Raw genomic sequence first — 25,046 nt, forward strand, 5'->3', positions numbered from 1 at the left:
AGAAGCACATGCTTGAGCAATGGTTGAAAAAAACATTAAAGCCACTCGTGCAAGACATTGATATGGAAGGAATGTATCCAGATCAAATCTTACGAGGGCTTGGAGAGCATGGGTGCTTCTCTTCGCAGGAACGCTCTTATTTGGAAACCGTTCAACAAGAAGTCGAAACGGTGAAGGTCGTTTCAAAGTTTTGCATGACGACAGGGTTTATTGCCTGGTGCCACCTTGCGTTGCTCACATACGTTCGTCATACGAGTAATGAAGCGCTTAAGCAGAAGTTTCTCCATGGATTAGAGCGTGGAGACATTCTCGGTGGAACGGGTCTTTCCAATCCGATGAAACATTTTGCTGGTTTAGAGCCATTGCACTTGTCAGCGAAACCGGTCGGCGAAAACTACGAAGTATCCGGCACGTTGCCGTCTGTTTCAAACCTTGGTCCAAACCATTGGTTTGGCGCAGTTGCTCGTGTTGAAGGTGAAGACCGGAACATCATGATCTTTGTGAATTGTTCGAGTGAGAACATTCGCTTGAAAGAAAAGAAAGAGTATTTAGGGATTAATGGAAGTGCCACCTATGCTGTCCGGTTTTTAGACCAAGTCATTCCTGCGGAGCACATATTAGCAGAGGATGCCGATGCTTTTGTGGCAACGATCCGACCGTACTTCCTCGTGTACCAGATTCCGCTAGGTTTTGGGGTAATGGAAGCGGCGATTGCGGCGGTGAAAAGCGCAAACAGCAAACAAAATGGCTGCAACGAATATTTGAGCGAGCAGCCAGACACGATTAGCGTCTTATTAAAAGAGCAAGAAGCTGCGCTTTCTAATCAGTTTGCGAACGAGGATGAGCTCTATTGGGAGGCACTATTGCCAATTAGAAAAGCGAGCGCAGAAGGGCCATTTTAGCCGCGCACATGACGATGCTCCACGTCGGCGGTCCTGCGTATACAAAGAAAAGTCACCCAGCAAGAAGGTTGAGAGAAGCCTATTTTCTAGTCAATCTAACCCCGACCATCCGGCATTTAGAGAAAATGATGGACAATACTGAAACCCGCGTAGCCAAATGATTGGCTGCGCGGGTTTTTTTAAGGGGTGTGACTCAAGTCGCAGAGAAATCTCAAAACATTCGATCCTTTGATTCATATTTCGACATCGATGTGGTAAAATTAAGCATTGATGACTGTGGATGTGAGCGTAAGGGAACACTATTATACATATATTGACATTTCATTTGAGAGGAAGGTGCCAAATGTTTGGCAGAGATATTGGAATTGACCTAGGAACGGCAAATGTGCTCATGCACATTAAAGGGCGCGGCATCGTGCTTAATGAACCTTCAGTTGTAGCGATTGATAAAGGAACGGGGAAAGCGCTAGCCGTCGGTGAAGAAGCCTTTCGCATGGTCGGGAGAACCCCTGGCAACATTGTCGCACTTCGTCCGATGAAAGACGGCGTCATTGCTGATTTTAATTTGACCGAGGCAATGCTTCGCCACTTCTTAGCGAAAGTGAACGTCAAATCGTCATTCGTAAAACCGAGGATATTAATTTGCTGTCCGACAGATATTACATCAGTGGAACAAAAGGCAATTCGTGAGACGGTTGAAAAGAGCGGTGGCAAGAACGTGTACTTAGAAGAAGAGCCGAAAGTGGCCGCGATTGGTGCGGGTATGGATATTTTCCAACCGAGCGGCAATATGGTCGTTGACATAGGCGGGGGAACGACAGACGTCGCTGTCTTATCAATGGGTGGTATTGTCACGTCGAAGTCAATTAAAACGGCTGGCGATCAGTTTGATAGCGACATTCTTGCGTATATTAAGAGAAAATACAAGTTACTTATCGGTGAACGAACGGCTGAAGATATTAAGAAAAATGTGGCGACCGTCTCGCCTAGCGGTCGGGACGAGCAAATGGACATTCGCGGGCGTGATATGGTGAGCGGGCTTCCACAAACAATCACGGTTAATTCTAGTGAGATTAAAGAAGCATTAAGCGAGTCGGTTTCGAACATTGTGGCCGCGGCAAAGTTCGTATTGGAGCAAACACCTCCTGAGCTTTCAGCAGACATCATTGATCGAGGCGTTATTCTTACCGGAGGAGGAGCTCTTCTTCACGGCATGGACACGCTGCTGACAGATGAATTAAAAGTGCCGGTACTCATTGCCGAGGAGCCGATGCACTGTGTGGCCATTGGTACGGGAATTATTCTTGAGAATTTGGATAAGATGTCGACGCGCTTAAAGGCATAATACGAGAGGGGAAGCGGACTATGATTCGTGGGTATTATCAAGCGGCTTCAGGATGATTACACAGCAACGCCGAACGGAAATGTTGAACGATAACTTAGCCAATGTGAATACACCAGGGCACAAAGCGGATTACGCAGGCATTCGCTCGTTTCCGAACATGCTTATCCAAGCGATGAATACCGGTCAGAGGCAACCGGTCGGGGAACTTTCGACAGGGGTTTATATGCAGGAGCGAACGCCAGATTATCGTCAAGGAGACTTGCAAGAGACTGGAACGAGTACGGATGTTGCGCTATTGCAAGGCTTCGTTGATGGTGGGGGCTTGTTCTTTGCTGTAGCAGGTGAAGATGGAGAAGCTGCCTATACGAGAAACGGTAATTTCGCCGTTGATGGGGAAGGCTATTTAACGACGAGTGCTGGGCATCGTTTGCTCGGTAATGATGGTGAAGCAATGCTTGTTACGAATGAATGGTTTCAGATGAATGAGACGGGGGAGATTACCGACCAAGAAGGAAATGCGGTCGGTCAGTTGGACGTTCGTTTTGCAGAAGATCCGAACGATTTGGTGAAAGCTGGCGAGGGCCTTTTGACGACAGCGGGCGGAGAATTGCCAAGCGCAATCGGCATTGCCGATCTCCCATATTCGTTGCAACAAGGATTTGTTGAACGATCCAATGTCGATCCGATGACGACGATGACAGATATGATGACCGCTTATCGACAGTTTGAAGCGAATCAGACTGTACTTCAAGCATATGACCAGAATTTACAACGGGCAGCAAACGACATCGGTCGACTTGGGTAGTCATATTTCCCGGGAATGATGTCGGAAATGGGGGAGTGACGAAATGATTTCATCAACGGTTTCCATGGGTCAGTTGCAACAAGGCATTGATACAATTTCTCATAACTTAGCGAATATGAACCGAACAGGCTATCAAAGAAGAGAGAGCTCTTTTGCCGATATGCTTTATCAACAAGTGAACAATCAAACCGTCCCACAACCAGAAGGTACACGCTATACACCGGAAGGTATTCGCGTCGGTACAGGGGCTGGACTAGCACAAACGGCTATGCGTTTTGAGCAAGGATCAATTCACCAGAGCGGGCGGAGTCTTGACTTTGCACTCACGCAACCTGGACAGTTCTTCCCTGTGGAGCGAGATGGTGAGACGTACTTAACGCGTGACGGCGCTTTTTATTTAACAGAATCAGCAGCAGGAGCGTGGCAGCTCGTGACGAGAAACGGGGAAGCGCTACTTGATGTGAACGGCAACGCAATGACTGTGCCTGGAGAGGCGGTTGATTTCACGTTACAGCCTGACGGAACATTAAACGCACAGTTAAATGATGGAACAGAAGTGGCCATCGGGACGTTGAGTGTAGCCAATGTGAGTAAGCCGCAATTACTTGAAGCGATTGGCAATAATTTATTTGCAATTCCGGACGTGGATGCGCTTGATCTTGCCATTGGTGATGTACTAGAATATGAAGCGGCGACAAGTGAATCGGTTGTTCAAGGCGCATTGGAACAATCGAATGTAGATATGGCTATGGAAATGGTGAAACTGATGGAGATGCAACGTCTTTATAGCATGCATTCTCGTTCATTAAGTCAGTCTGACCAAATGATGGGCCTTGTGAACAGTTTACGTTAATGTAGTGCCCTAGAGCGTAAGGAGTATTCCATGACTGAGCAATCGACGGATGAATCAATGGAAGAGAACGACAAAAAACAAACCCGTAAAGAGCGAAGGAAAGAAAAGCGAGCAGAGAAGAGAGGCAGAAGAATTCGGGCATTCCCAATCTGGCTTCGCTTACTAATCGTTGCGCTTTTATTCATTGTTGCCCTCGTTCTCGGCTTGCTCTTTGGTTATAATATCATTGGAGGTAGTGAAGGTTTTGATATCTTGCAATGGGAGACATGGACAGACCTCTATGACTATATTAACGGCTAAAGGATGTTGAACAGATGCTATCAATTGAAGAGATTAAAGAGATCATCCCCCACCGCTACCCGTTTTTACTCATTGATCGGGTAACAGAACTGCAAGCGGGAGAACGTTGCACAGCGATTAAGAACGTGAGTGCAAATGAGGAGTTTTTCAATGGCCATTTTCCTGATTTTCCACTTATGCCTGGCGTGTTAATCGTTGAGGCACTCGCGCAAACTGGAGCAGTTGCCCTATTAAAGCACGAGAATTTTGCAGGGAAACTGGCTGTTTTTGCAGGAATTGATAACTGTAGGTTTAAAGGGCAAGTGAAACCTGGCGATCAATTAAAACTGGAAACTACGCTTACACGGGTGAGAGGTTCGATCGGTAAAGGTCACGGAGTTGCAAGTGTGGACGGACAAACCGTAGCCGAACTAGATTTGATGTTTGCCATTACAGATAAAGATTCATAATTGCGAAGGAGCCGACACCGGTTCCTTTTTTATATGATGAAAGTAAAGATTCACAAATAAGACATGAATACGTTTAAATTGTGTAGTAAAATGGGCGAATTGTAAGAATCAGATGACATTGTGAGACATTGTCTAAACACATTCAAAAATGAACGCAATTCATAGACGAGGTAGGATTGGGCTGATAAGATGTACACAGTTGATCAACAGATCAGCATAAGAAACTCAAACTCTTACATTTAAAGGGGAAATTAACAATGAATAAAAAATTACTATATGGTGCACTTTCTTCAATCCTAGCTGTCGGTATGCTTGCTGCTTGTGGCGACGACGCTGAAGAGCCAGCAGACGAGAACGGTACAGACGACGTAGAAGTTGACGGTGACGACGACATGGACACTGAAGACGACTTGGACATTGACGAAGAGCCAATGGACGAAGAAGACGACATGGACATGGACGAAGATGAAGATATGGATGCAGACGCTGATGCAGATGCAGACATGGATGATGAAGACGAAGACACTGACGCGTAAGTGTCATAAAAAGGCTGCCTACCGGTAGCCTTTTTTTTATGGAAAAATACGGTTATCATTTTATCGTTTTGTGAGATAATATAAACGCTAATCTGGATCGTTGAACGAGGTGCGTAACAAAGATGACGTGGGATGTATTAAATGTAATTGGAACACTGGCGTTCGCGCTTAGTGGTGTGGTCGTCGCTATGGAAGAGCGATACGATCTAATGGGAGTTTATATTCTCGGGTTTGTGACGGCATTTGGCGGGGGAGCCATTCGAAATTTATTGATTGGTGTACCTGTCACAGCTTTGTGGGACCAAGGCATGTTGTTTATTATTGCCTTCGTCGCGATTACGATTTTATTTGTTTTTCCACGCTTTTTAAGTCGCAGGGGTTCAATGTGGGGTGTGTTCTTTGATGCAATCGGCTTAGCGGCGTTTGCCGCACAAGGAGCCATCTTTGCAAACAGCATGGGCCTACCTGTGAGTGCTGCCATTGCAGCAGCGGCGCTTACAGGCACCGGTGGTGGAATGGTCCGTGATCTACTAGCTGGAAGAAGGCCGCTGTTTTTACAAAAAGAAATTTACATTGCGTGGACATTGATCGCAGGAGTGCCCATCGGATTAGGTTGGGTGTCACATCCGATCGGTTATTTTTTTGTGGTTGTGCTAATTGTCACTCTTCGAATGCTCAGCGTGCGTTATCAATGGCGTTTACCGTCCCGACAACTAGGCACTTCGTAGTGCCTAGTGTCAATATGGACTATATAACCAATTTTGTCGTTTTTTACACTTCATTCTAGCTTTAATAAGTATAAAGTAGTAAAATACATATACTATTTGTTTCCTCAATCCTTGCAATCTAATCATAAACACATATGAAGTTAGGAGGGCTAGAATGGCAGTTAGCACGATGGGCAAATTTTTTGTCACTTCAGCCACAGTTACAGTTGCTGTACTCACCGTTCCGATGATCGCCGACGCCGCTTTGGAGAACCAAGTGCTCCGATTTGGCCAACAATCCGAGGATGTTAAACATCTGCAAACCTTACTTAAAGAAAAAGGATATTTTACATATCAAACCGCCACAGGCTATTATGGCGACGTTACCGTTCGGGCCGTTCGCCAATTCCAAGGGGATCATAACCTTGTTGTAGACGGTATTGCCGGTCCCAATACGATTGGTGCCTTACTAAAAGACCAACCACGCCAGCAAGTACAAGCCGTTAGTACGAATTCGAGTCGTTCATCTGGAATGCTTCGTTCTGGAAGCAAAGGCGAATCTGTCAGTCAGTTACAGCGACAGCTTCGAGATCTCGGCCACTTCTCATCAACAGTTGATGGTCACTTTGGCCGCGTCACGGAAGCTGCAGTCAGAGACTTCCAACGCTCCCATGGCTTAGTGCCGACGGCATCGTCGGACCGAAAACCGACCGCCAGCTTCAAGTCGTACAAGCCGCTGACAACCCGAACCGTAATACAAACAGTGGGCAGTCCGAAACCCGGCCTTCCTCATCATCTCCGGGGCTTTTATCACCAGGTGATCGTGGCAACAGCGTATCCGTTCTTCAGCAACAATTGAAAGACCTAGGTTATTACAGTCATGCCGTTACTGGCACCTTCGGGCCTGTTACCGAACGCGCCGTTCGCGACTTTCAACGCAACAATCGCATTGGAGTCGACGGGCTTGTTGGACCACAAACCCACCGCACGCTCTCTGACAGTCCGAAGCGAGCAGGGGAAAGCGCAGGATCAGGTTCTGGCTCGACGCCAACAACGCCATCTAATACCGTTCTTCGCCAAGGCGCACAAGGACAAGCAGTGACGAACTTGCAACAACAATTGCGAGACAACGGCTACATGAATATCGCACCAACTGGAGTATTTGGTGACCTTACATACCAAGCCGTCCGTAAGTTTCAACGAGACAAAGGCCTCGTCGTCGACGGCATCGCTGGTCCCGCGACATTTGGCGCTTTAAATGGCAACACCGGCAGTGCAAAACCCGCCCCGCCACCAAGCAGCGGAGGGAATAGCGGTAGTGGCTCCTTTAGTCTCACAGAGTTAGTGAACACAGCATCGCAATACATAGGAACACCATATGTGTGGGGAGGGACAACTCCTTCCGGCTTTGACTGTTCAGGATTTATCCAATATGTATTTAACAAAAGTGGTGTAAACACTCCGCGGACCGTTGCACAAATGTTCGCATCAGGCAACTCTGTTAGCTCACCGAGTGTTGGTGACATCGTCTTCTTCGACACAACCGGTGGACCGTCCCACGCTGGCATCTACATCGGCGGCAACAAGTTTGTTCATGCAGGTAGCTCTACGGGCGTAACCGTTGCCGACCTGAACAACAGCTATTGGAGCCCGCGTTATCTCGGTGCAAAACGCTTACACTAAAACGAACGTCCCCACTATTGGGGGCGTTTTTTCGTTGCAATTGATGTCGGTGTCCCCGACACATGCATCGAGGGAAGTAGAGTACTTTAGCAGAGGCGCGGGCCCGGTTGCCACAGGTGGACGGGCGGGGCTGCGCTGCGTAGGAGGCGAACGCCTGTTCTGCGCGCAAGTTTGCGCTTTTGACCGATTTTAGGGCAGATTTCCCCCAAACATGCGCGCAGTTTGTGCCAACTAGCGCGCAGATGGAGCCAAGCCAAAGACCGACCTGTCGGCCCCCGTCCGGGGCCGAAGCGAAACCTGCCTCGGTTCGGCGCGGCTCGCGCGACGGAATGTTGGAACTGTGGAGTGGAGATCTGAGATTCTGCGCGACCCGCTTGCTCGCAATTATAGTTTGGCAAAGGCGGGGCATTGATGAAAACGTGACGTTTCTATTATTCAGAATATACAACCATTCGTGTATAATGAGCGAAAATGATGAGCGAGGGGGAAACGTGATGGAGGGCAATCGCTTAGGAAACCGTGCGTTAGACAAGATTGAGAAATTGGGCAACAAGTTGCCGCACCCGTTTATGCTGTTTGTGTATTTTATTGTGGCAATCATACTCACGTCATTTATCATAAGTTTCTTTGATGTGGCGTTTCAGGATCCGGAATCAGGAGATATGATTGAGATTAACAACATGCTATCAGCCGATGGCATTGAGTACATATTTTCCTCGATGCTCGATAACTTCACTGGATTTACACCGCTCGGCACTGTTCTAAGTTTGATGCTTGGTATCGGGCTTGCTCAGAAGGTCGGCTTAATGGAATCATTCATGAAGAAGACGATTACGAATGCGCCGAAACAGCTCGTCACGTATGCCGTTGTGTTTGCAGGCATTCTTGGCAACCTCGCCTCTGACGCAGCATTCGTGATTATTCCTCCACTCGCGGCGATGGTTTTCTATTCCATAGGCCGCCACCCGGTCGCCGGCCTCGCAGCAGGATTTGCCGGTGTTGGCGCTGGGTTTACTGCCAACTTTCTGATCACAGGAACGGACGCTCTATTGTCCGGCATCTCCACCGAAGTGGCGCAGACCATCAATGCTGATCTCTTCGTCACACCGGTTGATAATTATTTCTTCATGGTTGTTTCGGTGTTTATGCTCATTTTCGTCGGGGTTTGGATTACCGAGAAGGTGACCGTGCCGCGGCTTGGTAAATACGACCCCAAATATGCAGAAGATGGGGTGCTAGACCAGAAAGTCGAGGAGATCACACCGGAGATTAATCGCGGCCTTCGGAACGCCCTCATCGCTGGTGCGTTGTACATTGGTGTCGCCGCCCTCTTGATCCTGCCGCCCAACGCGATCCTCAGAGGGGACGACGGCTCGATGGTGCCCTCCCCGTTCTTCGACAACATTGTGCCGATCAACCTGCTGTTCTTTCTCGTCGTCTCCATTACGTATGGGGTAACGGTGAAAGAGATTACAGCGGCGCGGGATGTGCCCGAGAAGATGGCCGCTGCAATGAAAGATATGAGTGGCTTTATCGTGTTAATCTTCGCGGCTTCTCAGTTTATAGCGTACTTCGATTATACGAATATTGGGGCGTGGATTGCAGTGAGTGGGGCTTCGACACTTGAAAGCATGAACTTCACGGGGCTGCCAGTAATCGTTCTGTTCATCTTGTTTACGACGATGTTAAACATGTTCATTTTCAGTGGTTCTGCGCAGTGGGCGCTCATGGCACCGGTGTTTATTCCGTTGTTCGTCTATTTGAATTATGACCCAGCGTATATTCAACTCGCGTACCGGATTGGGGATTCCTCAACGAACATCATTACGCCGATGAACCCATACGTGCCGATGGTGCTCGCCTTTTTGAAGCAGTATGATACACGGGCAGGGTTTGGGACGTTATTTTCCATTATGATTCCGTATACGATTGTCATCTTGACGTTGTGGATTATTATGTTTGTCGTCTGGTCGTTGTTAGGGTTGCCGATTGGACCGGGGTCGGGAATGCATATTCAGTAAAGGAGGAAGGGAAATGGAACTTCCAAAGATCGGAAGGCCGGCAACGAGTGCTCTTCACCATGCGGGCATCTATACTCTTGAGCAAGTGAGCGAACATACACAAAAAGAAATTGTGGCATTGCACGGCGTTGGCCCGAAAGCAATTCGAATTTTGAGCGAAACATTGGAAGAAGCCGGTATGAAGTGGAAAGAGTAGCCTATCCGTAGATTTATATTTCATGACATTTTTCAAGGAAGTTATTCTTGGCTCAGTGGCGGGCTCCTATGTTATACTACACGAATAATTCAGCAATTGATGAATAAGGAGTGACGATTTGTATGAACTTTACGTGGGACGCAATGCTTTCACTAGCCATTGAAGTTGTAGCCATTATTATCATCTATTTGATCGTTCGAGCTGTTGGGAATTCCGTCATTAGCCGTACGTTCAAGAAGCGCGGAGAAAAAAGGAACCCACGCCGGTCGAGCCAAAACATTAAGCAACATCATTAAGAGCGTATTCGGTTACGCCATCCTGTTTATTTTCATCCTCGTCATGCTTGGCGCATTTGACATTGATATTATGCCGCTCATTGCAGGTGCGGGTGTGATCGGCCTTGCGGTTGCATTCGGTGCACAAGGTCTTGTGAGCGATATTGTGACGGGATTCTTCTTGCTGCTCGAAAAGCAAATTGATGTTGAAGATTATGTGACGATTGCAGGACTTGACGGGATTGTTGAAGAAGTAGGACTTAGAACGACGCGCATCCGTGGGTTCGATGGAACACTTCACTTCATCCCGAACCGCGACATCATGAGCGTGAGCAACCACTCACGGGGGAACATGGAAGCCTTTATCGATATCGGCATCTCCTTCAACGACAACATCAACGAAGCGATGGCCGTGTTGCAAACAGCCACAAAGAAACTGTACGAAGAAGACGAGAACATCGTCGAAGAACCCTACGTACTTGGTGTGACGAGCTTCGATGAATACGACATGAAGATTCGCATCCTCACGTACACGACCAACATGAATCAATGGGCCGTCGAACGTAAACTCCGTCAAGTGTGTAAAGAAGCGCTAGACGAAGCCGGAATTCATATTCCGCTACCGCAACAAATCTATACCGACCATAAGGCAAACGGATAAGGGAGCAGGAATGAATTGGATGCCTTGCAAATGTTGAGGAACTTCCTCATCGCGTTCATCATCCTCATGACGTTAATTGTCATTGTCCTAATCATTTTAGCGGTCGTTGATCCAACAGTGCATACCATGCCGACCGGCACCATGATGAGCGTGTCCATCGGCGCCTTACTGTTCGTCATCAACAACCGCCTAATCCGCAAACAAGAAAAGAAGCTGCCCAACTAAAGGCAGCTTCTTTTCTTGTGCGCAAATTGCTGAAGAGCGAGCGTGCTGTCGGCGCGAGCCGCGTCGAATCGGGACCGGTTCCGTTTCAGTCCCGAAGGGGGCCGACAGGTCGATGGGGCTTAAGTTTGGCGTGGCTCCATCTGCGCGCAAGTTGGAACAAACTGCGCGCAAGATAAGTGGAATTTATTCTATAACCGCTAAAATATCCAAACTTGCGCGCAAAAACCATAAACTAGCGCGCAGAATGATGGCTTCCCCCGGTGCGGGCAGCCGGGGGAAGCTTCACACCTGAAACTGTGCCCGAGTTGGCTGTGCTTTCCGCTTATCGGAAACTTGCCGCCAACTCGCTAACCGATCACCCCACCGCGCCAAAGTAACAATATCATGTCGGCGCGAGCCGCGACGAGGTGAGTGCAGTTTTGTTCGGCCCCAGTAGGGGACGACGGGTAGTTAGTTTTTGGCTGTGATCTGCGCTCAAGTTGGAGGGAATTGCGCGCAAGTTTGACATAATCACCGCAAAAATCCCCTAAATCAAGTAAACTAGCGCGCAGAATGGCCGTCTCTCGTAGGACCTCGCCCCGAACCAAGACCGGTTCCGTTTCGGCCCCCGCTCGGGACGACGTGGTGCCTGTGTTTTGCCCGCAACGCAAAAAATACCGACCCTGCGTAGGTCGGTATTATCATTGGCTATAGGCGTCAACAGCGCGTAAGATGGAGCGCGCGCTTTGGTCGCGCATGAGGTCGGTTTGTTGCAACGAAGCATCCCCAGAGTTGGTCATAAAGCCGAACTCGACGAGAGCTGCAGGCATTTGAGTGTTTGTAAGCACCCTGAAAGCACTTCCGCGAATACCGCGATCACGCATCGGCACTTCGGAAACCGCCATCTGTTGCAGAGTACGTGCCAACTCTTTGCTTTGCGAGCTTCCGTGCATATAAAACGTCTCGATGCCGTTTGCTTCTACTTCGAAAGAGGCGTTGGCATGGATGCTGATGAACACATCTGCGGACTGACGGTTCGCAAACGCCGCTCGGTCCTCCAAACCAACATACGTATCGCCTGTTCTAGTGAGTGATACGTCATATCCGGCAGAAGAAAGGTAGTTTGCCGCCCGCTCGGCAATGTCGAGCGCCAATTCTTTCTCCATTACATCACCGACAATTGCCCCGGGATCGCGGCCGCCATGGCCAGGATCGAGCACGACGCGCTGGACACCTTGCAATGACGCCTCGGGCGCTGGTTCCGGCACGGGTTCTGTGTTAGCTTCAGTGACGGTCTCTTCCTCGTCCACTTCGGAGACGCCGCTCGCAGTAATGAAGTCAAGACTCACATAACCTGCGCGACCGTTGTATGTAATCTGTCCCCACCCCTCACTAACCTCAAGGTATTCTATCGTTTGCCGGTTGCTGAGTGCCCCGATAACGGGCGCATCTGCATTGGCTGAATCCCGAACATTCAGCGTGCCACTCGTATCCACATACCCAGTTTCGTATGCGTGTGCGTGTAAGGGCATCATCACAAGTATTGAGAAAAATAAGACGATTGCAGTAACGATGGATTTTTGCATATGTGGGAGCCCCTCTCTATCAATCTATCAATTAGGTACGTCTAAGATTACGAGAAAAACACACCCTGCGTCAAGAACAATTGCTCGCCAAACTTCGGCGAATGATGGAAGAAAAACCCGATGGTGACAGGGTTTGTAGAATGTTGCTGGACAGTGATACGTGTGAAATTCAAGAGTAAATGCCTAGATGAATAAGGTTTCTTTTAAGAATGTAAGCACTTACAATATAAACTAAGAACATTTAGTGCAACCGATTGCACCATAAAAAGAAGGAGGCGTGAATTTTGAAGAAGGTACTCGTAGGGATGCTCGTCCTGGTTCTTGCAGCTTGTGCGCCGGACCGAGAAGAAGAGGCAATCACAGAAACGCCAGACGGGGAAGCTCCAGAAAAACCAGACACGTTACACGTATGGATTCAAGAAGAAGACGACCACATCGCAGCAATGGAAGAAATCTTCGCCGCGTATACAGAAGAAACCGGCATCGAGATTGAGTATGCACAAATGTCTGCAATCGACCAATCTGAGAACATTGCGCTAGACGGACCCGCAGGTACAGGCCCGACATCTATCATATCGCTCACAACGGCATCGGTAGCCAAGTCGCTCAAAACCTCGCTGCCCCGATTGAGTTAGATGCCGAGCAGGAGGCGAGGTTTACGGAAGAAAGCATTGAAGGACTCTCTTATGAAGGTCAGTTATACGGTATTCCATTCGTATCAGAGACAACCGCCCTACTAATTAATGAAAATATCGTCTCTGAACCGCCAACGACAGTCGAAGAGTTAGAAGCCATTGCGGAGGAAGAAACAGACGTTTCGAGTGACCAGTTTGGATTTTTGGCAGATACGACTGAAATGTACTTCGCTTATCCGTTCTTCACAGGGTTTGGGGGCTACATCTTTTCAGAAGAGGGTGACATTGGTCTAAATAATGAAGGAACTGTTCAAGGGGCTGAGTTGATTCAGAGCTGGCACATGAACAACTGGATTCCGTCCTCCATTGATGGGGAAATTCAAGACGGACTTTTCATTGAAGGAAATGTGGGTGTCTCCTTGACTGGGCCGTGGAACATTCCGAGCTACGCGAGAGGCATTGGGGAAGAGAACTTGCAGTCCGCGCCACTACCTGAACTGCCAAACGGTGAAATCGCAAGCTCTTTTGTGACATTCAAGTCATGGGTGTTATCTCCGTTCTCCGAGAAAGAATACTGGGCAGAAGACTTAATGCACTTCATGACAAACGACACGAACAACATGGAATACTACCGAGAAACGAACGAATTACCTGCCGTCACCCACCTGTTAGAAGACCCAGAAATTACTGACGACCCACTCATCCAAGGTTTTGCCGAACAGATCCAACACGGAACCGCCATGCCAAATACACCAGAAGCGGACCAAGTGTGGTACCCAATCAACGATGCTCTCCAATTCATGCTGAAGGCGAAGACATCCAAGAAGTGCTAGACGAAGCCGTCGAACGAATCGAAGAAAACATCGAGATGATGGGCGGATAAAGGATGCGGCTATTAATCACCTTATAGAATGATCTATGAGGTGATTAAAGTTTAAACGATAACCGTAGGTACTTTTGGACAATCGCCGAGTAATCATAGTATAATAGCATGACATTTCATATAATTTAGACTTGTTTATCTATTTTTGTTCTATCCTGACTAAGGAGTTGGTTCGGTATGCAACTACAAGATCTGCTTCCACTAATGTCAAAGATGTACTTATCTCGAACGGTTGATAGCTTCCTAAAAGATGTAAAGCTTTATGAAGAAGACGAGATGAGAAATATTATTCTAAAGAACATTGAAGAGTTTAGAAACGACAAGAGAGTGAAGAGCAATTTGAATTTCAGGACGACAGATCGCGATATTACGCTTTTGAATCGACTGATACTCAAATGCTTGCTTGGTAGTCAAAACTACATACTCACTGAAAAGCAGTTGCACAAGGAAGTGCTTGATCTTCAATCTCAAATTCTGCATGACAGTCAAGACGACGATTACATGAATGCCAAAATTGATGCGACCGCAGGTAGAGTGTACACAGCCGTATTAAACACAGCTTGGCTTAAAGACGATGCGCTAAATGAACATGAAATTAACATTCTGTATACGCTTAGGGATGAATTTAATTTGTCCATACGCGATCACTATTTATTGGAAAGTAAAATTGGACGGTTCCCGCGCAAAAATGGAAAACTACATTCGACACAGAACATTGATCAATCACTAAAAGACCTACAGCAAAGGGGGATTGTCGTTCGTATCAAATCAGATGCTCCTTATTACGTCATTCCAAGTGATATTGTAAGAATTGTTCGTTATGAAATGGGTGAAGAATTACGAACAGAGACGTATCAGCAGCTTTTAAAAGATTTAAATTTAACCCAACTAAAGCAAGTTCTTTCATCGATGAATATCAACACAAGTGGTGTTAAGGAAGCTATTATTGAACGAATCATCAAATATAACATTCTGCCTTCGCAAACACTCGCAAACCTAAGCAACACGGAGCTCACGCAATTTTTAAGGTCTAAAGAAGGCGTGAGAATAAGCGGGAACAAAGAAGAAAAAATCCAAAACATCATCGACTACTATGAGAACATTACAACGAAAGCCGACTCAGACCCAACAGATGAGCGGTCAATCTATTATGATTTTATGGATCAACTTGCCTCCAGAAACTACAAGGCTCTACGTGCCAATCGAGTCATTCAGAAAGACGTGAACGTAGAGACTTACTTTGAGCAAGCGACCGAGTACTTGTTTGAAAAGAAACTAGGTTTGCAGCTTGAAGAAATGCCAGGTTCAAAGCATGCCGACGGAAGAATCAAGTTCGACACAAAATCGGTTATGCTTTGGGATAACAAGAGCACAGAGAAAGCATATACATTCCCTAATGCACACTTTGATCAATTTTTAGGGTACATTCGCTCTGAGAAAATGAGAGTTGCCGTCTTTCTCATTGTTGCTCATGACTTCACGCAAGAAGCGATCAACCAAGCACAAAAGTTAAAAGTCTTCTCTGAGCAAGACACCGGCGTAGCTTTAATTAGAACAGAGGATTTAAAGTACATTGCAGAACATTGGAAAGAGTATTCTGAACAGAAGAAGCCCGAGTTCAACCTTCAAGTATTTAACCTAACGGCAGAGATGAATCGCCAATTACTGACAAATAGAATGGAATGGATCATTAATTAATCGAGTCCCCCTATTAACTTCACCCCCTAATCTATCGATATTAAGAATAGAGAAGGGGGTTTTTCATTGAAACGGAAATTTACGATATCCCATAAATTTGGTCTTTTGGCAGGCTCCATGATGCTCCTCTTCATGGTCGGAACAGCGGCCATGCTATACATTCAAGTTACATCGAACATGGAAGACGCGATGCAAGATCGGTTGGAAGCTGACTTGTTGCTCGGTTATGAGCTGATGGACCATCAATATCGGGGTCCTTGGAACATTGAAGATGATCAGCTATACAAAGGCAATCGCCTCGTCGATAGCAGTATGGTAGAGCACATTGCCGAACTGACAGACGGTGATGCCACGCTATTTATAGAAAATGTGCGTGTCGCAACGACCATTGAAATTGATGGTGAACGGGCTATTGGCACAACCGCGCCCGAGGAAGTCGCCCAGACCGTTCTCGGAGACGGCGAACCGTTCTTCGGTTCAACCGTTGTGGAGGGCGAGCCGTTTCAGACCGCCTACCAACCCATTGAGAATAACAATGGTGAAGTGATCGGCATGTGGTTCGTTGGACAATCTCAGCAGGGGATCGTATCTGCTATTTTAGACAATTTCTTTTGGTTGCTTGTCACTTATGTTGGTGTAATTGTTGTCGTTCTGCCCGTGTATTATTTCTTGAATCGCAATCTCAGTCGGCGTTTCAAGAACACAACCGACGTGCTTGCTCTCGCAGGTCATGGGGATTTCTCACAACCGCTCACCGACGGGTCTCGGGATGAGCTCGGTATGGTGGCAACGAGCTATAATCAAATGCGAGAACAGGTCGAATTGTTGCTTACAAACATTCAAACTACATCGGAACAGGTCGCCTCATCATCAGAGGAGTTATACGCAAGTGCCGAGGAGCTCGGCGCCGTCTCTGAACATAGTACCGCCCTCAATGAGGATGTTGCCAGCAAAGCGGAAACCCAACGCGCCCAGACTGGAGAAGCGACCGCCCGCGCCTCGGACGTAATGGACTTGATGCAAGTCATGAGCACGCGCCTTGGGGAAGTGCGCGACGTGTCGGAGGACACTGAGCGAGAAATAAAAGCCGGCGGGGTCCGCGTGCGCCAGTCGATGGAGAAAATGGAGCTCGTCCAATCTCAGACGCACGCTACGTCCGAGCGATTCGAAGGGTTGAAAAGAGACTCAGCCTCGATCGGTGAAATTGTGACGGCCATTTCTGAGTTCGCTGAGCAAACAAACTTGCTCGCCTTGAACGCCTCGATTGAAGCGGCACGGGCAGGAGAGAATGGCAAAGGGTTTGCTGTCGTCGCAAGCGAAGTGAAGCGTCTCGCCGAAGACTCTGCGAAAGCAGCTGAAGAAATTGCCCGCTATATTGGAGACATTCAATCGCAAATCTCCAGCTCAGCAGTTGACATTGAGGGCAGTTTGCGCACTGTCGAACAAGGTCTAGGGGAAGTGAACAACATCGATGAAGCGTTTCGTCGCATCGAGCAGTCCATGCAACAACTGTTCGCCAAAGTTGAAGAAATTAGCGAAGACGGTGGCCGCGTCACTACCGAAACCGTGCTCGCCGACGATGCCATCCAAAACGTTGCTCGTGACATCGAAGCCATCGCAGGCATCACCCAACAAGTTGCCGCCTCATCCGAGGAGCAACATGCATCAAGTGAAGAAGTCGCCAGCGCCGCCGAGTCTTTGGCTCAATCCGCGCAGCAGTTAAAAGAGCAAACAGCAGAGTTTCGGTTTTAGGTGGGAGGAATGGCTTGCTGTCGGCGCAAGTCGCGCCGAAGCAAGGGCGGTGGGCGTTTGTCGGCCCCGCTGGGGCCGACAGGTTGCTCGGTGTTTGGCAGCATTCCCGAACTGCGCGCGAGTTGACGTGTGTTGCGCGCAAGTTACCTGAAATGGGTGGGATTCTATGAAAATGTAGCAAACATGCGCGCAGTTGGTCTGAACTTGTGCGCAGATTGGCGCGTACCTGTGCGTCAATAACTTGAAATGCTGTCGGCGCGAGTCGCGCGAACCGACACCGGTTTCCCTTCGGCCCCGCTGGGGCCGACAGGTCGCTGGCACCTCAACCTGCAATCTGCGCTGGAGGTTCGTTAGGGAGCTTGGGTAAAGGTGTCAACAGCATTTTTTGAGACTTCGCCGTTGTGGATGTGTGCAGTAAGGTATTGAACGAAGGCATTAACGACGGGTGATTCCAAAGAGTCTTCTGAGTAAATCATCCATGTTTTACGGATAAGGTCTTCATCATTAATCTTTAAATTGTACGTGTAGAATTGATCTTTTGGTTGCAAACAGATTCCTGGAATGATTCCATAGCCTAATCCGTGTCGAACCATCTCTTTACATGTTTCGATTCTGTCTACGTCCATAACGATCTGCGGTGGCAGTTTGAAATTGTTGTTCCACCAGTCTTTAATCATTAATTCAAGCAATTGGATCTGTCCTAAAAGAAATACGTTTCATGTCCGGAAGTTTTTTTTATATCGATCTTATCTTTTGAAATGAGGCATACATTCTCTTTACTTATGAGAATACTATTCGCTTTCCAATCATAGCCTCCACGGATAATGCCAATGTGGATTTTTTCATCTTCCAATTTCTTAAGGATGGCAGAACTCCAGCCTGTCGTTACTTCCACTTGTATGTTCGGGAATTCTTCCATAAATTTCTTTAATATTTCTGGCAACCGGTAATAAGAAAAGGTGCTAGATACGCCAAGGCGCAAATTTCCTTGATTTTTTTTGCCCATATTCAGCAACCAATCCTTCGTTTTTTCCAACTCACGGCTCATCTTCTCAAAGTAATGAACAAGGTACTCCCCCTCACTCGTGAATTTCAATCCTTTATTACTGCGTTTCGCAATTTCAATACCGAATTCACGCTCAATGCTTGAAAGACGATAGGTGATTGCGGGTTGGGAGATGTATAACATTTCCGCAGTCTTCGTAATGCTTTTAACCTCATACAATGTCTGTAACAAAATCCAGTCTTTCTCATTCATTTTGTTGCCTCCCTTTTTGATCAATTTGTTAATGAATCCATCTGAAAAACACCGGAAAGCGAACGACTATTCCGACATTTATATTATGCATGAGAAATCTCTTGTTATTTAATTCGAGAATAATAATTATAAATATATATTTTCTAACATAGTAAAGAAAACATACGGAAGGCACTAGTATAGGGGTGATGAGATGTGTCAGAAGTATATAAAAAATTTTTATAATAGTATATAGAATATATGTATTTTCATTCTTCGCCTCGGTTAATTATAATTTTACTAACCTATTTAGAAGAAGGAGGTGGAAAGATTGAAAGAAGTTTATCAGTATATCGAAGATCATCAAGACCGGTATATTCATTGGTTGCAAGAACTATGTCGCCAACCAAGTGTTTCAGCCCAAAATCGCGGAATGGAGGAATGCGCACAATTAGTATCATCCTATCTTCAACATATTTGTGCATCACCAGAGCAAATAGCCACGCCAGGGTATCCGGTTATTTATGGCGAGATTAATGAAAATCAATCAAGAACCCTCTCTTTCTATAACCATTATGACGTACAGCCAGAAGACCCTATCGATCAGTGGACGAACGAACCGTTTGCTGCACACATTCAGGACGGGCGTATCTGGGCACGGGGTGTTGCCGATAACAAAGGGTCTCTACTTTCTAGAATCTGCGCAGTAGATGCCTACCAACAAGTGCACGGTAAACTTCCTATCAATGTAAAATTTATTATTGAAGGAGAAGAAGAAATTGGCAGTCCCAACCTTGGTGATTTTGCAGAGAAATACAAGGAAAAAATTAAGGCAGACGCGTGCATATGGGAAAATGGGTATAAAAACACTGATGGGAGTTTGCAAGTTCGATTAGGTGTAAAGGGCATGCTGTATTTGGAATTACAAGTACAAGGGGCCAATACAGATATGCATTCTTCCAATGCAGCGATCATTCCCAACCCAGCATGGCGGTTAGTATGGGCGTTATCCACGTTAAAGGACGAAAATGAAAAGATACTCATTCCTGGATTTTACGACGGGGTACAAGCGCCTAACGAGAGTGAGAACCAGCTATTGGAAGACATGGTTTATCAAGAGCACGAAACATTGAAACAACTAGGATTAAATGAATTCCTTCTATCGCTTTCCGGTAACGCATTGAAAGAAAAGTTGTTATTCCAGCCAACGTGCACCATTTGTGGGATGGAATCTGGTTACACAGGTGACGGGTCGAAAACCGTTCTTCCTTCGATGGCTAAAGCAAAAGTCGATTTTCGTCTTGTAGGAAATCAAGACCCGCAAGACATCTTGCAGAAAGTTCGGCAGCATCTCGACAATCATGGCTTTGAAGACATTGCCATAACCACGTATGTCGCAGAACATCCTGCAAAAACGGACATAGACGCTGATATTGTGCATACCGTTGTTGACAATGTCGCATCTGTTTACGGTGTTCCTCCTCAAGTGCAACGCACCGGTGCAGGTACTGGCCCAATGTATGTAGCTTGTCAGAAGTTTGGTATTCCTGCAGTTGGGTTTGGCGTAGGACATGTTGCTTCAAATCAGCACGCCCCGAACGAGAATATTTTTGTTAACGATTTTATACAAGGCATTAAATTTGCAGCACTCGTTATGCATGAATTTGCAGAGTGAATGTCAGACTATAAATATAAATAATAATAAAAATAATTAGTATATTTTTTATTTAAAAAATAAAAAGGGGGTATTAATGTTGAACAAATTCACAGTACGTTGTCTCGTGCCATTTGCGATAAGTGCCGTTGTTCTTAGCGGATGCATTACAGACGAAGATGCCATGACGACCGATCCAGACGATGATGGTTTAGGGGATGCCAACACGAATGAAGAGAATTCCGAAGGGGAGGATTCGAGCGATGGCGGAACATTAACATTGCGCAAGGAGCCGATATGGTTTCGTTTGACATACATGACCACAGCAATACAGGCACGGAGGCTATCCATGTCAACCTCTTTAGTTATCTTGTAAAGAATGACGTCGAAAATGGTGAAATTCTACCTGACCTCGCTACCGATTGGGAATTAATTGATGATGAAACATGGGAATTTACCCTTCGCGAAGATGCTACTTTTCATAATGGTGATTCAGTGACAGCGGAAGATGTCAAATTCACACTAGAGAGAGTCTCATCTGACGAGACGCTTCAAGAATACGAAAACTATCGGCAGATTGAAGAGGTAGAAGTCATTGATGACTATACGTTTCAAATCCATACGAACGGGCCTCAACCTGCAATGTTAAACCGCATATCGCGCCTTGGTTCAGGAATTCTCCCGAAGGATTACATTGAAGAAAATGATTGGGATCATTTTCTGCGCGAGCCTGTCGGTTCAGGGCCCTATCAATTTGTGCAGTGGGCGATGGATGACAGGGTAGTGCTTGAAAGATTTGATGATTATTTTGAAGCCGATCAAGCGCAGTGGGACGAAATCGTCTTTCGTTCCATACCGGAATCTTCGACACGTGTAGGTGAAGTTCTAGCGGGAGGTGTGGACATTGCAATGAATATCCCTCCGATGGACTGGGATCGCGTGGAATCGAACGAAGGTACTTCAGTTGTAGAAGGGCCAACAAATCGTACGATGATGCTCGTTCCGAATCATCGTGAGGATTTCGCTACATCTGACATCCTTGTTCGGGAAGCCATTGATTTGGCCATTGATAACCAAGCACTGCTTGACAACTTGATGGGTGGGTCGGGAACCCCGTCATTGACGAGAGTAAATCCAGGGAATTTTGGGGTGAATGAAGCATTGCATGATGACTATCGCTTTGACCCAGAGGAGGCACGCGCCAAACTTGAAGAAGCAGGCTATGCAGATGGTCTAGAACTTACGCTCCATTCTCCTGATGGTCGCTACCTTCAGGACAGGGAAACGACTGAGGTCATTTCAGGAATGTTGAGCGAAGTAGGCATTGACGTCAATATCGATTTCATGGAATGGAGTTCGTTTGTTGATCTACGTGCAGCCAACCAGCAAGAAGATCTTTATCTCATTGGTTTATCCGGTTCTTTATGGGATGCTGCGCATCAATTAAGGCATCACTCGTCCATGGTTGCAGAGGACCATATTGGATATCGAAATGATGAATTTGATGACATTTATCTAGATGCAGAAGTAAACATGGATGAAGCTAGTCGTCAACAGCAATACGAGGAACTCCAAACGATCGCAGACGAAGATCTGATCAACATCATGCTTTTCCAAGCAGACAATTTCTTTGCTGTGAGTGACAGAGTCAATTTTGAACCTCGTCTTGATGAATTGTGGATGGTGGACGAGATTACGATTACTGAATAATGAATATGTATGTTGAAGAGGGGCCGTGGTGCTTGCACCATGTTTCCTCTTTTGGATACCGGGGGTGGAGAGGATGAAGAAATATTTATTTTGGCGGGTAATGCAAATTATCCCAGTATTGCTTCTTATATCAATGTTCGTCTTCGGTTTACTATATATGGCAGGCGATCCAGTCGCACTCATGCTTCCAGAAGATGCTACACAGGAGCAAGTCGATTCACTAAGAGCATCCTTAGGGTTGGACCAGCCTTTTTATGTCCAATATTTTCATTTTGTTGGTGATCTGCTTCGAGGAGATTTCGGGTATTCCTATCGTTACAACCAACCAGCATTACCTATTGTATTGGAACGATTGCCTGCGACATTTGAACTGGCGTTTTCTGCGATGTTCGTGGCGATCATCATGGCCATCCCACTCGGCATTGCCTCAGCAACGAAGAGAAATACGTTTCTAGATATTTTCATTTCTGGCGGTTCTGTGCTTGGAAAAGCGATGCCCAACTTTTGGCTAGGTATCATGTTAATCCTCATGTTCGCCATTACGTATCCGTTCTTTCCAGTCTCAGGGAGTGGGAGCTTTGCTCACCTCATACTGCCGGCAATCACGCTTGGAACGGCCAGTGCAGCAGAAATGACAAGAGTTTTGCGATCGAGCATGTTAGAGACGTTAAATCAAGATTATGTTCGAACGGCCGTAAGTAAAGGGGTTAGAAATACGAAAGTCGTGAACTTACACGCATTTCGCAATGCGCTCGTACCGTTTATTACCATTACATTTTTACAGACGTCCTCACTTGTGAGTGGGGCGCTGATTACAGAAGTGGTATTTTCCTGGCCAGGATTAGGTCAACTGCTTATTCAAGCCATTAATGGCCGAGACATGGCCATTGTACAAGCTTCAATTTTTATGGTGGCGTTTATTGTCATTGCCATGAATCTTTTTGCTGACATATTATACCGCGTACTTGACCCAAGAATTCGATACGATTAGGAGGTTTTCTCATGCAAGCAGAGCAACAACTATCATCTTCAGAGTCCATGGCTAATCATAGTTTTTTACACACGCTAAAGCGTTGGGCCAGGCTTTTAATAAGAAGTAAAACTGGCATGGTAGGCCTCGTAATTACACTTTTGGTTACGCTGCTTGCAATCTTTGCTCCTTTAATTGCACCGTATCCTCCCTCCGAACAAAATTACACGGCGATGAATGTGCCTCCTTTCTGGTTAGAGGGAGGAAGCAGTCTCATCTTCTTGGAACCGATAATCTTGGTAGGGATATGCTAAGTCGGATTATATACGGGACTCAAGTTTCACTGCTCGTCGGTATTTGTTCAGTTGTCGTAGCGGGGTTGATCGGAATGTTCTTCGGTTTAATTGCTGGATTTTATGGTGGGTTTATCGATAATGTTCTGATGCGGATCGTCGATGCTTTTCTGGCTATTCCGAACATCTTGTTCATTCTTGTCATTCTTGGCGTTATCGGTCCTGGGTTATTGACGCTCATCTTTGTCATCGGCCTAACAAACTGGGTGATCTACGCCCGACTCGTTCGAGGAGACGTGCTTTCCATTAAGGAAAGAGAATATGTCAAAGCGGCACGGTCAATTGGGACAAGAGATCATCAGATTATTCGCAAACACATATTTCCGAATGTGATTCCCTCCTTTATCGTCATTTCAACATTGAGCGTAGCGACGACAATCGTATTGGAAGCTTCCCTCAGTTATCTTGGGCTTGGCGTTCAACCACCAACAGTTTCATGGGGGGGAATGTTATCTGCAGGTCGAGATTACTTGGCGACGAGTTGGTGGATTGCCACCTTCCCTGGCTTGCCATTACGTTTACGGTCCTCGGCATTATTTTCCTCGGCGATTGGTTGCGGGACGTACTAGATCCTCGCTCACAGACATTAAGGGCGTGAAAGTGACAACGACCATAAGGAGGTCAGGACATGAGTGAAGAGAAACACCTATTGGATGTGGATGATTTAAAGACCTACTTTTACACAGAGAATGGAACCGTACCGTCTGTAGATGGTGTCTCATTTCACATTAATAAAGGAGAAACCATCGCCATCGTTGGAGAATCAGGTAGTGGGAAAAGTGTCACATCGTTTTCCATCATGGGGTTGATTAAACCACCAGGCAAGATTGTAAGTGGGTCAATTCAGTTCGAAGGCAAGGAGATGACTTCGCTATCCAAACGACAGATGCGAAAAGTAAGAGGGAACGACGTATCGATGATTTTTCAAGAGCCGCTCACTTCATTGAACCCTGTACTAACGGTAGGCTATCAAATATCTGAAGCAATATTGCTGCATCAAGATTTGAATAAGGCACAGGCCAAGGAGAAAGGAATCGACATGCTCAAACGGGTAGGCATCCCGCGTGCTGATAAGGTGTACACATCGTTCCCCCATTCCTTAAGCGGAGGGATGCGTCAGCGAGTGATGATTGCCATGGCACTGTCTTGCAACCCTAAGTTATTAATTGCAGACGAGCCCACTACCGCTTTAGACGTGACGATTCAAGCTCAAATTATGCACTTAATGCGGGAACTTACCGAGGAGCTGGATACGGCAATTATTTTAATTACCCATGATCTAGGGGTGGTTGCCGAACTCGTTGACCGTGTGGTCGTAATGTACGCAGGACAAGTCGTGGAGCAAGCCGATGTGTATACGCTGTTTTCAAATCCGAAGCACCCATACACTGAAGGCTTACTTGATAGCACCCCGCGGATTCATGAGATGCATAGCGAATTGAAATCTATTCAAGGTACAGTACCTGTGCCAACAAACATGCCAAAAGGATGCCGCTTTCACCCTCGCTGTCCACATGCGATGGACATTTGTGCCCAGAAGGAACCGGAGATGACCACTTTGGATGAAGGACAAGTCCGGTGTTGGCTCTATGACAACAACAAGGAGGCAGCGGTATGAGTAAGAAAACGGC

General features: G+C 46.6%; 26 protein-coding genes and 1 pseudogene. 24 read left to right on the plus strand and 3 right to left on the minus strand.

What is annotated here, in order from left to right; genetic code table 11:
- Positions 1 to 8: 8 nt before the first annotated feature.
- From JCM19039_RS13090 to JCM19039_RS13150, 14 genes are all read left to right on the plus strand, one after another.
- A complete protein-coding gene (locus JCM19039_RS13090) occupies positions 9 to 902 on the plus strand; it encodes an acyl-CoA dehydrogenase family protein (protein ID WP_052398782.1) in 894 nt (297 codons plus the stop codon).
- A gap of 343 nt (positions 903 to 1,245) precedes the next feature.
- Positions 1,246 to 2,247, plus strand: coding sequence for a rod shape-determining protein (locus JCM19039_RS13095; protein ID WP_042427858.1), 1,002 nt, complete (start codon positions 1,246 to 1,248; stop codon positions 2,245 to 2,247).
- Positions 2,248 to 2,299: 52 nt separating this feature from the next.
- Positions 2,300 to 3,052 carry a flagellar hook-basal body protein gene (locus tag JCM19039_RS13100; RefSeq protein WP_307190253.1) on the plus strand — a complete coding sequence of 251 codons (753 nt, stop codon included), beginning with the start codon at positions 2,300 to 2,302 and terminating at the stop codon, positions 3,050 to 3,052.
- Between the two features lie 43 nt (positions 3,053 to 3,095).
- A complete protein-coding gene (locus JCM19039_RS13105; RefSeq protein ID WP_042427861.1) occupies positions 3,096 to 3,905 on the plus strand; it encodes a flagellar hook-basal body protein in 810 nt (269 codons plus the stop codon).
- A gap of 30 nt (positions 3,906 to 3,935) precedes the next feature.
- A complete protein-coding gene (locus JCM19039_RS13110; RefSeq protein WP_042402736.1) occupies positions 3,936 to 4,205 on the plus strand; it encodes a DNA-directed RNA polymerase subunit beta in 270 nt (89 codons plus the stop codon).
- Positions 4,206 to 4,219: 14 nt separating this feature from the next.
- On the plus strand, positions 4,220 to 4,654 hold the full coding sequence (gene fabZ, locus JCM19039_RS13115; RefSeq protein ID WP_042427864.1) for a 3-hydroxyacyl-ACP dehydratase FabZ: 435 nt from the start codon (positions 4,220 to 4,222) through the stop codon (positions 4,652 to 4,654).
- 257 nt (positions 4,655 to 4,911) lie between these two features.
- Positions 4,912 to 5,190 carry a hypothetical protein gene (locus tag JCM19039_RS13120; RefSeq protein ID WP_052398783.1) on the plus strand — a complete coding sequence of 93 codons (279 nt, stop codon included), beginning with the start codon at positions 4,912 to 4,914 and terminating at the stop codon, positions 5,188 to 5,190.
- Positions 5,191 to 5,312: 122 nt separating this feature from the next.
- Positions 5,313 to 5,918 (plus strand): trimeric intracellular cation channel family protein, encoded by a 606-nt coding sequence (locus tag JCM19039_RS13125; protein WP_042427867.1) that lies wholly within the window; start codon positions 5,313 to 5,315, stop codon positions 5,916 to 5,918.
- A gap of 154 nt (positions 5,919 to 6,072) precedes the next feature.
- On the plus strand, positions 6,073 to 6,756 hold the full coding sequence (locus JCM19039_RS22170) for a peptidoglycan-binding protein (RefSeq protein WP_052398784.1): 684 nt from the start codon (positions 6,073 to 6,075) through the stop codon (positions 6,754 to 6,756).
- Entirely contained in the window at positions 6,753 to 7,580 is an 828-nt protein-coding gene (locus JCM19039_RS22175) for a peptidoglycan-binding protein (RefSeq protein WP_052398785.1), read from the plus strand. Before JCM19039_RS22170 ends, JCM19039_RS22175 begins: the two co-directional genes overlap by 4 nt.
- A gap of 494 nt (positions 7,581 to 8,074) precedes the next feature.
- Positions 8,075 to 9,601 (plus strand): AbgT family transporter, encoded by a 1,527-nt coding sequence (locus JCM19039_RS13135; RefSeq protein ID WP_042427869.1) that lies wholly within the window; start codon positions 8,075 to 8,077, stop codon positions 9,599 to 9,601.
- A 13-nt stretch (positions 9,602 to 9,614) separates the two neighbouring features.
- On the plus strand, positions 9,615 to 9,797 hold the full coding sequence (locus tag JCM19039_RS13140; protein WP_042427872.1) for a hypothetical protein: 183 nt from the start codon (positions 9,615 to 9,617) through the stop codon (positions 9,795 to 9,797).
- A gap of 204 nt (positions 9,798 to 10,001) precedes the next feature.
- Positions 10,002 to 10,733: a mechanosensitive ion channel family protein gene (locus JCM19039_RS13145; protein WP_238545041.1), complete on the plus strand. Its 732-nt coding sequence runs from the start codon at positions 10,002 to 10,004 to the stop codon at positions 10,731 to 10,733.
- A gap of 15 nt (positions 10,734 to 10,748) precedes the next feature.
- Entirely contained in the window at positions 10,749 to 10,958 is a 210-nt protein-coding gene (locus tag JCM19039_RS13150; protein WP_042427876.1) for a hypothetical protein, read from the plus strand.
- 680 nt (positions 10,959 to 11,638) lie between these two features.
- Here JCM19039_RS13150 and JCM19039_RS22180 read toward each other — a convergent pair.
- On the minus strand, positions 11,639 to 12,523 hold the full coding sequence (locus JCM19039_RS22180) for an N-acetylmuramoyl-L-alanine amidase (protein WP_052398786.1): 885 nt from the start codon (positions 12,521 to 12,523) through the stop codon (positions 11,639 to 11,641).
- A gap of 284 nt (positions 12,524 to 12,807) precedes the next feature.
- Here JCM19039_RS22180 and JCM19039_RS22185 point away from each other — a divergent pair, with 284 nt between their 5' ends.
- The 4 genes from JCM19039_RS22185 (at position 12,808) to JCM19039_RS13175 (ending at position 17,491) form a co-directional block, all read left to right on the plus strand.
- The gene (locus JCM19039_RS22185; RefSeq protein ID WP_052398787.1) at positions 12,808 to 13,158 is read left to right on the plus strand and encodes a hypothetical protein; all 351 of its coding nucleotides are present in this window, start codon (positions 12,808 to 12,810) and stop codon (positions 13,156 to 13,158) included.
- Entirely contained in the window at positions 13,113 to 13,991 is an 879-nt protein-coding gene (locus JCM19039_RS22190; RefSeq protein WP_238545046.1) for an extracellular solute-binding protein, read from the plus strand. Before JCM19039_RS22185 ends, JCM19039_RS22190 begins: the two co-directional genes overlap by 46 nt.
- Positions 13,992 to 14,218: 227 nt before the next feature.
- Complete coding sequence (locus tag JCM19039_RS13170) at positions 14,219 to 15,739, plus strand: SAP domain-containing protein (RefSeq protein ID WP_042427883.1); 1,521 nt, start codon at positions 14,219 to 14,221, stop codon at positions 15,737 to 15,739.
- Positions 15,740 to 15,805: 66 nt separating this feature from the next.
- Entirely contained in the window at positions 15,806 to 17,491 is a 1,686-nt protein-coding gene (locus JCM19039_RS13175) for a methyl-accepting chemotaxis protein (protein ID WP_042427885.1), read from the plus strand.
- A 350-nt stretch (positions 17,492 to 17,841) separates the two neighbouring features.
- Here JCM19039_RS13175 and JCM19039_RS26590 read toward each other — a convergent pair whose 3' ends face one another.
- A complete protein-coding gene (locus tag JCM19039_RS26590) occupies positions 17,842 to 18,180 on the minus strand; it encodes a LysR family transcriptional regulator substrate-binding protein (RefSeq protein ID WP_255343663.1) in 339 nt (112 codons plus the stop codon).
- Between the two features lie 11 nt (positions 18,181 to 18,191).
- The gene (locus JCM19039_RS26595; RefSeq protein WP_255343664.1) at positions 18,192 to 18,749 is read right to left on the minus strand and encodes a LysR family transcriptional regulator; all 558 of its coding nucleotides are present in this window, start codon (positions 18,747 to 18,749) and stop codon (positions 18,192 to 18,194) included.
- 301 nt (positions 18,750 to 19,050) lie between these two features.
- On the opposite strand from JCM19039_RS26595, the gene JCM19039_RS13185 reads away from it, so the two are divergent.
- From JCM19039_RS13185 to JCM19039_RS13205, 6 genes and pseudogenes are all read left to right on the plus strand, one after another.
- Entirely contained in the window at positions 19,051 to 20,403 is a 1,353-nt protein-coding gene (locus tag JCM19039_RS13185; RefSeq protein ID WP_307190254.1) for a M20/M25/M40 family metallo-hydrolase, read from the plus strand.
- A gap of 79 nt (positions 20,404 to 20,482) precedes the next feature.
- Positions 20,483 to 20,758, plus strand: coding sequence for a hypothetical protein (locus JCM19039_RS23845; protein ID WP_152550206.1), 276 nt, complete (start codon positions 20,483 to 20,485; stop codon positions 20,756 to 20,758).
- Entirely contained in the window at positions 20,680 to 22,092 is a 1,413-nt protein-coding gene (locus tag JCM19039_RS13190) for an ABC transporter substrate-binding protein (RefSeq protein WP_052398789.1), read from the plus strand. The genes JCM19039_RS23845 and JCM19039_RS13190 overlap by 79 nt, the downstream gene beginning before the upstream one ends.
- Positions 22,093 to 22,165: 73 nt before the next feature.
- Positions 22,166 to 23,083, plus strand: coding sequence for an ABC transporter permease (locus JCM19039_RS13195; RefSeq protein WP_042427892.1), 918 nt, complete (start codon positions 22,166 to 22,168; stop codon positions 23,081 to 23,083).
- Between the two features lie 47 nt (positions 23,084 to 23,130).
- A pseudogene (locus tag JCM19039_RS13200) lies at positions 23,131 to 24,013 on the plus strand (ABC transporter permease).
- A 30-nt stretch (positions 24,014 to 24,043) separates the two neighbouring features.
- Positions 24,044 to 25,033: an ABC transporter ATP-binding protein gene (locus JCM19039_RS13205; RefSeq protein ID WP_042427894.1), complete on the plus strand. Its 990-nt coding sequence runs from the start codon at positions 24,044 to 24,046 to the stop codon at positions 25,031 to 25,033.
- The last annotated feature ends 13 nt before the right edge of the window (positions 25,034 to 25,046 follow it).

Source organism: Geomicrobium sp. JCM 19039 (assembly GCF_000698145.1).
Lineage (GTDB): Bacteria > Bacillota > Bacilli > Bacillales > Marinococcaceae > Geomicrobium_A.

What these genes read in the sequence shown, in the direction of transcription:
- JCM19039_RS13090 (WP_052398782.1), top strand. Translation starts at nt 9, where the DNA reads ATGCTTGAGCAATGGTTGAAAAAAACATTAAAGCCACTCGTGCAAGAC.
- JCM19039_RS13095 (WP_042427858.1), top strand. Translation starts at nt 1,246, where the DNA reads ATGTTTGGCAGAGATATTGGAATTGACCTAGGAACGGCAAATGTGCTC.
- JCM19039_RS13100 (WP_307190253.1), top strand. Translation starts at nt 2,300, where the DNA reads ATGATTACACAGCAACGCCGAACGGAAATGTTGAACGATAACTTAGCC.
- JCM19039_RS13105 (WP_042427861.1), top strand. Translation starts at nt 3,096, where the DNA reads ATGATTTCATCAACGGTTTCCATGGGTCAGTTGCAACAAGGCATTGAT.
- JCM19039_RS13110 (WP_042402736.1), top strand. Translation starts at nt 3,936, where the DNA reads ATGACTGAGCAATCGACGGATGAATCAATGGAAGAGAACGACAAAAAA.
- fabZ (WP_042427864.1), top strand. Translation starts at nt 4,220, where the DNA reads ATGCTATCAATTGAAGAGATTAAAGAGATCATCCCCCACCGCTACCCG.
- JCM19039_RS13120 (WP_052398783.1), top strand. Translation starts at nt 4,912, where the DNA reads ATGAATAAAAAATTACTATATGGTGCACTTTCTTCAATCCTAGCTGTC.
- JCM19039_RS13125 (WP_042427867.1), top strand. Translation starts at nt 5,313, where the DNA reads ATGACGTGGGATGTATTAAATGTAATTGGAACACTGGCGTTCGCGCTT.
- JCM19039_RS22170 (WP_052398784.1), top strand. Translation starts at nt 6,073, where the DNA reads ATGGCAGTTAGCACGATGGGCAAATTTTTTGTCACTTCAGCCACAGTT.
- JCM19039_RS13135 (WP_042427869.1), top strand. Translation starts at nt 8,075, where the DNA reads ATGGAGGGCAATCGCTTAGGAAACCGTGCGTTAGACAAGATTGAGAAA.
- JCM19039_RS13140 (WP_042427872.1), top strand. Translation starts at nt 9,615, where the DNA reads ATGGAACTTCCAAAGATCGGAAGGCCGGCAACGAGTGCTCTTCACCAT.
- JCM19039_RS22180 (WP_052398786.1), bottom strand. Translation starts at nt 12,523, where the DNA reads ATGCAAAAATCCATCGTTACTGCAATCGTCTTATTTTTCTCAATACTT.
- JCM19039_RS13170 (WP_042427883.1), top strand. Translation starts at nt 14,219, where the DNA reads ATGCAACTACAAGATCTGCTTCCACTAATGTCAAAGATGTACTTATCT.
- JCM19039_RS26595 (WP_255343664.1), bottom strand. Translation starts at nt 18,749, where the DNA reads ATGAATGAGAAAGACTGGATTTTGTTACAGACATTGTATGAGGTTAAA.
- JCM19039_RS13190 (WP_052398789.1), top strand. Translation starts at nt 20,680, where the DNA reads ATGGTTTCGTTTGACATACATGACCACAGCAATACAGGCACGGAGGCT.
- JCM19039_RS13195 (WP_042427892.1), top strand. Translation starts at nt 22,166, where the DNA reads ATGAAGAAATATTTATTTTGGCGGGTAATGCAAATTATCCCAGTATTG.
- JCM19039_RS13205 (WP_042427894.1), top strand. Translation starts at nt 24,044, where the DNA reads ATGAGTGAAGAGAAACACCTATTGGATGTGGATGATTTAAAGACCTAC.